Annotated in this window: 1 protein-coding gene; it reads left to right on the forward strand. The window is 71.4% G+C overall.

What is annotated here, in order from left to right; translation table 11 throughout:
* Window positions 1–189 precede the first annotated feature (189 nt).
* Window positions 190–450 (forward strand): hypothetical protein, encoded by a 261-nt coding sequence (locus tag AC27IQ_RS26600; protein ID WP_317355000.1) that lies wholly within the window; start codon window positions 190–192, stop codon window positions 448–450.
* Window positions 451–632: the final 182 nt, after the last annotated feature.

The raw sequence follows: 632 nt of genomic DNA on the forward strand, positions 1-632 counted from the left end.
GCCCGGCCTCGCGGTGGCCGTGGCGGCGGTGGCGGCCCTGCTGCCGGCCGTGCAGGCGTACCGGGTGGACGTGGCCGACCTGCTGGCGCGGCCCTGACCTGGAATGCCTGGATGCCTCGATGCCTGGACGTCCCCCGAACCCTTTCCCCTGTTTTTGTCACCCACCTCCTGAATGAAAGGACTTCTTCCATGACCGCCACCTCCCGACTCCGCGCCCTGGCGCTCGCACCGCTCTTGCTGCTGGCCGCCGTTGCCGCCCAGGCGCAGCAGCATTCCGACGCCGATACCCAGGCCGACATCCAGCGCCACCGCGCCATGGCCGCCGCGCACGAGGCCGCCGCCAAGTGCCTGGAATCCGGCAAGGGCCACGACACCTGCGAGAAGGAACTGCAGGCGGCGTGCAAGGGCCTGGCCATCGGCAAGTTCTGCGGCATGAAGCACCAGCATTGATCGCGATTCGATCCGTCGCATGCGCCCCTGCGCGGCGGGGCGCTGCGACAATCGCACCGGCCGGGCAGGGCGCCCGGCCGCCGTTCGCCGCCTTTTTGAGGACCCCCGCATGAAAGCCATCCCCCTCGCATTCGCCTGCCTGCTGGCCTGCGGCGTGGCCGGCGCGCAGGCGCCGGACGGTG

The organism is Acidovorax sp. KPB24-07 (assembly GCF_057543315.1).

Coding starts and splice junctions, on each gene's coding strand:
- AC27IQ_RS26600 (WP_317355000.1), top strand. CDS start 190: ATGACCGCCACCTCCCGACTCCGCGCCCTGGCGCTCGCACCGCTCTTG.